At 51.8% G+C, this 8,024-nt stretch carries 9 tRNA genes and 4 rRNA genes (1 of these 13 only partly in view); all 13 read left to right on the plus strand.

The features are described 5' to 3' along the window. Positions 1 to 1,374 (plus strand): 16S ribosomal RNA (locus tag CD001_RS03230) (it extends 136 nt beyond the left edge of the window). 539 nt (positions 1,375 to 1,913) lie between these two features. Continuing rightward, positions 1,914 to 4,849: ribosomal RNA gene (locus CD001_RS03235) — 23S ribosomal RNA — on the plus strand. A gap of 93 nt (positions 4,850 to 4,942) precedes the next feature. Next, positions 4,943 to 5,059: ribosomal RNA gene (rrf, locus tag CD001_RS03240) — 5S ribosomal RNA — on the plus strand. Positions 5,060 to 5,066: 7 nt separating this feature from the next. Then, positions 5,067 to 5,142: transfer RNA gene (locus CD001_RS03245), tRNA-Val, on the plus strand. Between the two features lie 6 nt (positions 5,143 to 5,148). Further along, positions 5,149 to 5,224, plus strand: a tRNA-Thr gene (locus tag CD001_RS03250). A gap of 248 nt (positions 5,225 to 5,472) precedes the next feature. Then, positions 5,473 to 5,548 (plus strand) — tRNA-Lys (locus CD001_RS03255). 7 nt (positions 5,549 to 5,555) lie between these two features. Continuing rightward, positions 5,556 to 5,640: transfer RNA gene (locus tag CD001_RS03260), tRNA-Leu, on the plus strand. Positions 5,641 to 5,644: 4 nt separating this feature from the next. Continuing rightward, positions 5,645 to 5,719 (plus strand) — tRNA-Gly (locus tag CD001_RS03265). Between the two features lie 30 nt (positions 5,720 to 5,749). Further along, positions 5,750 to 5,838: transfer RNA gene (locus tag CD001_RS03270), tRNA-Leu, on the plus strand. A gap of 72 nt (positions 5,839 to 5,910) precedes the next feature. Then, a tRNA-Arg gene (locus CD001_RS03275) sits at positions 5,911 to 5,987 on the plus strand. A gap of 20 nt (positions 5,988 to 6,007) precedes the next feature. Then, positions 6,008 to 6,084, plus strand: a tRNA-Pro gene (locus CD001_RS03280). Positions 6,085 to 6,092: 8 nt separating this feature from the next. After that, positions 6,093 to 6,168, plus strand: a tRNA-Ala gene (locus CD001_RS03285). 182 nt (positions 6,169 to 6,350) lie between these two features. Further along, a 16S ribosomal RNA gene (locus tag CD001_RS03290) occupies positions 6,351 to 7,905 on the plus strand. Together the 16S, 23S and 5S rRNA genes with 9 tRNA genes alongside form the textbook arrangement of a ribosomal RNA operon. Positions 7,906 to 8,024: the final 119 nt, after the last annotated feature.

Consider the following 8,024-nt stretch of genomic DNA (forward strand, 5'->3'; position numbering starts at 1 on the left):
GATCAATGGATGCATAGTTCTATTGTAAAAGTGGGGATTTATCCTCACACTGCAAGATGGGGCCGCGGCGCATTAGCTAGTTGGTAAGGTAATGGCTTACCAAGGCGACGATGCGTAGCCGACCTGAGAGGGTGATCGGCCACACTGGAACTGAGACACGGTCCAGACTCCTACGGGAGGCAGCAGTAGGGAATCATCCGCAATGGGCGAAAGCCTGACGGTGCAACGCCGCGTGAGTGATGACGGTCTTCGGATTGTAAAGCTCTGTTGTTAGGGAAGAACAAGTGCTGTTCGAATAGGGCGGCACCTTGACGGTACCTAACCAGAAAGCCCCGGCTAACTACGTGCCAGCAGCCGCGGTAATACGTAGGGGGCAAGCGTTGTCCGGAATTATTGGGCGTAAAGCGCGCGCAGGCGGTCTCTTAAGTCTGATGTGAAAGCCCACGGCTCAACCGTGGAGGGTCATTGGAAACTGGGGGACTTGAGTGTAGGAGAGGAAAGTGGAATTCCACGTGTAGCGGTGAAATGCGTAGATATGTGGAGGAACACCAGTGGCGAAGGCGACTTTCTGGCCTATAACTGACGCTGAGGCGCGAAAGCGTGGGGAGCAAACAGGATTAGATACCCTGGTAGTCCACGCCGTAAACGTTGAGTGCTAGGTGTTAGGGGTTTCGATGCCCTTAGTGCCGAAGTTAACACATTAAGCACTCCGCCTGGGGAGTACGGCCGCAAGGCTGAAACTCAAAGGAATTGACGGGGGCCCGCACAAGCAGTGGAGCATGTGGTTTAATTCGAAGCAACGCGAAGAACCTTACCAGGTCTTGACATCCTCTGACCACCCTAGAGATAGGGCTTTCCCCTTCGGGGGACAGAGTGACAGGTGGTGCATGGTTGTCGTCAGCTCGTGTCGTGAGATGTTGGGTTAAGTCCCGCAACGAGCGCAACCCTTGATCTTAGTTGCCAGCATTTAGTTGGGCACTCTAAGGTGACTGCCGGTGACAAACCGGAGGAAGGTGGGGATGACGTCAAATCATCATGCCCCTTATGACCTGGGCTACACACGTGCTACAATGGATGGTACAAAGGGCAGCGAGACCGCGAGGTTGAGCGAATCCCATAAAGCCATTCTCAGTTCGGATTGCAGGCTGCAACTCGCCTGCATGAAGCCGGAATTGCTAGTAATCGCGGATCAGCATGCCGCGGTGAATACGTTCCCGGGCCTTGTACACACCGCCCGTCACACCACGAGAGCTTGTAACACCCGAAGTCGGTGCGGTAACCTTTTGGAGCCAGCCGCCGAAGGTGGGACAGGTGATTGGGGTGAAGTCGTAACAAGGTATCCCTACCGGAAGGTGGGGATGGATCACCTCCTTTCTAAGGAGCATATAGCTCATTACTTTATCGACGTTTGCGCTTTTTGTTTAGTTTTGAGAGGTTATTTTTTTATCTCTCCATTAAATGTTATTTGCAAAGAGGATTAAGCTATTCGATGAAGAGCGACGATCATCTGCCGTTTTGCAAAGAGGGTCAAGGAGTTCAAGGAAGCAATTGACGAGCCACTGGAGCGTACAACAGTACGTGAGGATGGTGAGGAATGAAGCTGACACAGAAATCTGCAGGCCATCTGCCGCAAAATTGTCCTTTGAAAACTAGATAACAGTAGAAAGACTGATTGATCTTCACCGGTTGTTTGAAGCGAATCCTAACGGATTCGAACGAGTACAACCGAGTGTCTTAGAAGGTTAAAAGACGCCATATGCAAAATTGCAAAACTCAAATTGAGTAGGTTTTGCAAGGAGGATCGAGTTGTTCAAGGAAGCAAGGAATTGAGCGACTGAGCGTATGAAATAGATACGTGACAGGAGCGAGAGACACAGCTGACACAGAAGAACGACGATCATCCGCCGCAAAATGGTTAAGTTATGAAGGGCGCACGGCGAATGCCTTGGCACTAGGAGCCGAAGAAGGACGGGACGAACACCGATATGCTTCGGGGAGCTGTAAGTAAGCTTTGATCCGAAGATTTCCGAATGGGGGAACCCACCACCTGTAATGAGGTGGTATCCATACCTGAATCCATAGGGTATGAGAAGGCAGACCTGGGGAACTGAAACATCTTAGTACCCAGAGGAAGAGAAAGAAACATCGATTTCCTGAGTAGCGGCGAGCGAAACGGAAAGAGCCCAAACCAAGAGGCTTGCCTCTTGGGGTTGTAGGACACTCCATACGGAGTTACAAAGAAACGGAGTAGATGAAGCGACCTGGAAAGGTCCGCGGGACAAGGTAAAAGCCCTGTAGTCGAAACTTCGTTTCCTCCGGAGTGGATCCTGAGTACGGCGGGACACGAGAAACCCCGTCGGAATCCGGGAGGACCATCTCCCAAGGCTAAATACTCCCTAGTGACCGATAGTGAACCAGTACCGTGAGGGAAAGGTGAAAAGCACCCCGGGAGGGGAGTGAAAGAGATCTTGAAACCGTGTGCCTACAAGTAGTCGGAGCCCGTTAATGGGTGACGGCGTGCCTTTTGTAGAATGAACCGGCGAGTTACGATTACGTGCAAGGTTAAGTTGAAAAGACGGAGCCGCAGCGAAAGCGAGTCTGAACAGGGCGAATGAGTACGTGGTTGTAGACCCGAAACCGTGTGATCTACCCATGTCCAGGGTGAAGTCCAGGTAACACTGGATGGAGGCCCGAACCCACGCACGTTGAAAAGTGCGGGGATGAGGTGTGGGTAGGGGTGAAATGCCAATCGAACTCGGAGATAGCTGGTTCTCCCCGAAATAGCTTTAGGGCTAGCCTCGAGGGAAGAGTATTGGAGGTAGAGCACTGATTGGACTAGGGGTCCCCACAGGATTACCGAATTCAGTCAAACTCCGAATGCCAAATACTTATCCTCGGGAGTCAGACTGCGAGTGCTAAGATCCGTAGTCAAGAGGGAAACAGCCCAGACCATCAGCTAAGGTCCCCAAGTATACGTTAAGTGGAAAAGGATGTGGAGTTGCTTAGACAACCAGGATGTTGGCTTAGAAGCAGCCATCATTGAAAGAGTGCGTAATAGCTCACTGGTCGAGTGACTCTGCGCCGAAAATGTACCGGGGCTAAACGTATCACCGAAGCTATGGATTGTCCTTACGGACAGTGGTAGGGGAGCGTTCCAAGGGCGTTGAAGCTCAACCGAGAGGATGGGTGGAGCGCTTGGAAGTGAGAATGCCGGTATGAGTAGCGAAAAGAGGGGTGAGAATCCCCTCCGTCGAAAGCCTAAGGTTTCCTGAGGAAGGCTCGTCCGCTCAGGGTTAGTCGGGACCTAAGCCGAGGCCGAAAGGCGTAGGCGATGGAAAACAGGTTGAAATTCCTGTACCACCACGTCACCGTTTGAACAACGGGGGGACGCAGGAAGGTAGGGTAAGCACGGCACTGGATGTCCGTGTCCAAGCAGTGAGGCTGGTAAGTAGGCAAATCCGCTTACCGTAAGGCTGAGCTGTGATGGCGAGCGAAATTTTAGTAGCGAAGTTCCTGATCCTACACTGCCTAGAAAAGCCTCTAGTGAGGTGACTGGTGCCCGTACCGCAAACCGACACAGGTAGGCGGGAAGAGAATTCTAAGACGCGCGGGAGAACTCTCGTTAAGGAACTCGGCAAAATGACCCCGTAACTTCGGGAGAAGGGGTGCTCTATTAGGGTGTATGCCCGAGAGAGCCGCAGTGAATAGGCCCAAACGACTGTTTATCAAAAACACAGGTCTCTGCCAAGCCGCAAGGCGACGTATAGGGGCTGACACCTGCCCGGTGCTGGAAGGTTAAGAGGAGGGGTTATCCCTTACGGGAGAAGCTCTGAATTGAAGCCCCAGTAAACGGCGGCCGTAACTATAACGGTCCTAAGGTAGCGAAATTCCTTGTCGGGTAAGTTCCGACCCGCACGAAAGGTGCAACGATTTGGGCACTGTCTCAACGAGAGACCCGGTGAAATTATATTACCTGTGAAGATGCAGGTTACCCGCGACAGGACGGAAAGACCCCATGGAGCTTTACTGTAGCTTGATATTGGATTTTGGTACAGCTTGTACAGGATAGGTAGGAGCCTTGGAAACCGGAGCGCCAGCTTCGGTGGAGGCATCGGTGGGATACTACCCTGGCTGTACTGGAATTCTAACCTCGAACCGTGATCCGGTTCAGGGACAGTGTCAGGTGGGCAGTTTGACTGGGGCGGTCGCCTCCTAAAGAGTAACGGAGGCGCCCAAAGGTTCCCTCAGAATGGTTGGAAATCATTCGCAGAGTGCAAAGGCATAAGGGAGCTTGACTGCGAGACATACAGGTCGAGCAGGGACGAAAGTCGGGCTTAGTGATCCGGCGGCACCGTATGGAAGGGCCGTCGCTCAACGGATAAAAGCTACCCTGGGGATAACAGGCTAATCTCCCCCAAGAGTCCACATCGACGGGGAGGTTTGGCACCTCGATGTCGGCTCATCGCATCCTGGGGCTGAAGTAGGTCCCAAGGGTTGGGCTGTTCGCCCATTAAAGCGGTACGCGAGCTGGGTTCAGAACGTCGTGAGACAGTTCGGTCCCTATCCGTCGCGGGCGTAGGAAATTTGAGAGGAGCTGTCCTTAGTACGAGAGGACCGGGATGGACACACCGCTGGTGTACCAGTTGTTCCGCCAGGAGCATCGCTGGGTAGCTACGTGTGGACGGGATAAGTGCTGAAAGCATCTAAGCATGAAGCCCCCCTCAAGATGAGATTTCCCATCACGTCAAGTGAGTAAGATCCCTCAGAGAAGATGAGGTTGATAGGTCTCATGTGGAAGCATGGCAACATGTGGAGCTGAGAGATACTAATCGATCGAGGGCTTAACCAATGTTTTATCAAACCTTCTAATACCGAAGGTCATCAGTCAAATGTTATCTAGTTTTGAGAGGATAAACAAAAGAACTTCTCAACATTTAAATAGTCCAGTGACGATAGCGGAGAGGTCACACCCGTTCCCATGCCGAACACGGAAGTTAAGCTCTCCAGCGCCGATGGTAGTTGGGGGCTCTCCCCCTGTGAGAGTAGGACGTTGCTGGGCAAAACATGGAGGATTAGCTCAGTTGGGAGAGCACTTGCCTTACAAGCAAGGGGTCGGTGGTTCGAGCCCGCCATCCTCCACCATAAAATGCTGGCCTAGCTCAATTGGTAGAGCAACTGACTTGTAATCAGTAGGTTGGGGGTTCAAGTCCTCTGGCCAGCACCACTCTTTATCATGAAGTTTAATAATATACAGACATCGAAGTATTACATCGTCCGTAAACTACATGAAATAACATCATTGAAAAAGCTACGAGCCATTAGCTCAGTGACGAGCGTTTACATCACGAATCAGCTACGAGTTGTCTCGACGGATAGACTACAGAGAAATACTTGTAGAGGAAGAGACAGGTAAGACATCGAAGCATTACATCGTCCGTAAGCTACACGAAAGTGCATCATTGAAAAAGCTACGAGCCATTAGCTCAGTTGGTAGAGCATCTGACTTTTAATCAGAGGGTCGAAGGTTCGAGTCCTTCATGGCTCACCATTTTTTTGCGGGTGTGGCGGAATTGGCAGACGCGCTAGACTTAGGATCTAGTGTCTTATGACGTGGGGGTTCGACTCCCTTCACCCGCACCAATTCGCGGAAGTAGTTCAGTGGTAGAACACCACCTTGCCAAGGTGGGGGTCGCGAGTTCGAATCTCGTCTTCCGCTCCATATTTTTAATTGAATATATGGAAAAGTCCTGCCGGGGTGGTGGAATTGGCAGACACACAGGACTTAAAATCCTGCGGTAGGTGACTACCGTGCCGGTTCAAGTCCGGCCCTCGGCACCATAATCTCTTTTTTATAAAATAGGTTGACGAATACATTTTCATTTGTTAAGATATCAAATGTCGCTAAAAAATGCGCCCGTAGCTCAATTGGATAGAGCGTTTGACTACGGATCAAAAGGTTAGGGGTTCGACTCCTCTCGGGCGCGCCATATTAAAATTTTAAAATTAACGGGAAGTAGCTCAGCTTGGCAGAGCACTTGGTTTGGGACCAAGGGGTCGCAGGTTCAAATCCTGTCTTCCCGACCATTCAGTATGGGGCCTTAGCTCAGCTGGGAGAGCGCCTGCTTTGCACGCAGGAGGTCAGCGGTTCGATCCCGCTAGGCTCCACCATATTTTGACCTTTGAAAACTAAACAAAAAGCCAAGCGAAATGGGATATGAAAATATCCCGTCAATGAATTTTTTTAATGTAAGAGTTAAGGAACATCGGCTAATGACATCACATCCTGTGATAACACCGATGTTAGCGCATCCGTGCGCGTCAAACTCGTTAGATCTTTAACAGATCACACTTTATTGGAGAGTTTGATCCTGGCTCAGGACGAACGCTGGCGGCGTGCCTAATACATGCAAGTCGAGCGGACCAACTAAGAGCTTGCTCTTAAGAGGTCAGCGGCGGACGGGTGAGTAACACGTGGGCAACCTGCCTTGCAGACTGGGATAACTCCGGGAAACCGGGGCTAATACCGGATGATCAATGGAACTGCATAGTTCTATTGTAAAAGTGGGGATTTATCCTCACACTGCAAGATGGGCCCGCGGCGCATTAGCTAGTTGGTAAGGTAATGGCTTACCAAGGCGACGATGCGTAGCCGACCTGAGAGGGTGATCGGCCACACTGGAACTGAGACACGGTCCAGACTCCTACGGGAGGCAGCAGTAGGGAATCATCCGCAATGGGCGAAAGCCTGACGGTGCAACGCCGCGTGAGTGATGACGGTCTTCGGATTGTAAAGCTCTGTTGTTAGGGAAGAACAAGTGCTGTTCGAATAGGGCGGCACCTTGACGGTACCTAACCAGAAAGCCCCGGCTAACTACGTGCCAGCAGCCGCGGTAATACGTAGGGGGCAAGCGTTGTCCGGAATTATTGGGCGTAAAGCGCGCGCAGGCGGTCTCTTAAGTCTGATGTGAAAGCCCACGGCTCAACCGTGGAGGGTCATTGGAAACTGGGGGACTTGAGTGTAGGAGAGGAAAGTGGAATTCCACGTGTAGCGGTGAAATGCGTAGATATGTGGAGGAACACCAGTGGCGAAGGCGACTTTCTGGCCTATAACTGACGCTGAGGCGCGAAAGCGTGGGGAGCAAACAGGATTAGATACCCTGGTAGTCCACGCCGTAAACGTTGAGTGCTAGGTGTTAGGGGTTTCGATGCCCTTAGTGCCGAAGTTAACACATTAAGCACTCCGCCTGGGGAGTACGGCCGCAAGGCTGAAACTCAAAGGAATTGACGGGGGCCCGCACAAGCAGTGGAGCATGTGGTTTAATTCGAAGCAACGCGAAGAACCTTACCAGGTCTTGACATCCTCTGACCACCCTAGAGATAGGGCTTTCCCCTTCGGGGGACAGAGTGACAGGTGGTGCATGGTTGTCGTCAGCTCGTGTCGTGAGATGTTGGGTTAAGTCCCGCAACGAGCGCAACCCTTGATCTTAGTTGCCAGCATTTAGTTGGGCACTCTAAGGTGACTGCCGGTGACAAACCGGAGGAAGGTGGGGATGACGTCAAATCATCATGCCCCTTATGACCTGGGCTACACACGTGCTACAATGGATGGTACAAAGGGCAGCGAGACCGCGAGGTTGAGCGAATCCCATAAAGCCATTCTCAGTTCGGATTGCAGGCTGCAACTCGCCTGCATGAAGCCGGAATTGCTAGTAATCGCGGATCAGCATGCCGCGGTGAATACGTTCCCGGGCCTTGTACACACCGCCCGTCACACCACGAGAGCTTGTAACACCCGAAGTCGGTGCGGTAACCTTTTGGAGCCAGCCGCCGAAGGTGGGACAGGTGATTGGGGTGAAGTCGTAACAAGGTATCCCTACCGGAAGGTGGGGATGGATCACCTCCTTTCTAAGGAGCATATAGCTCATCAATTTAATGAGCTTCGGTTAAGAGCGTCACATCGTGTGACAACACCGAAGTTAGCACCTCCGTGTGCGTCGTTTGCGCTTTTTGTTTAGTTTTGAGAG

This window comes from Evansella halocellulosilytica, assembly GCF_002335745.1.
Classification (GTDB): domain Bacteria; phylum Bacillota; class Bacilli; order Bacillales; family Salisediminibacteriaceae; genus Bacillus_CA; species Bacillus_CA halocellulosilytica.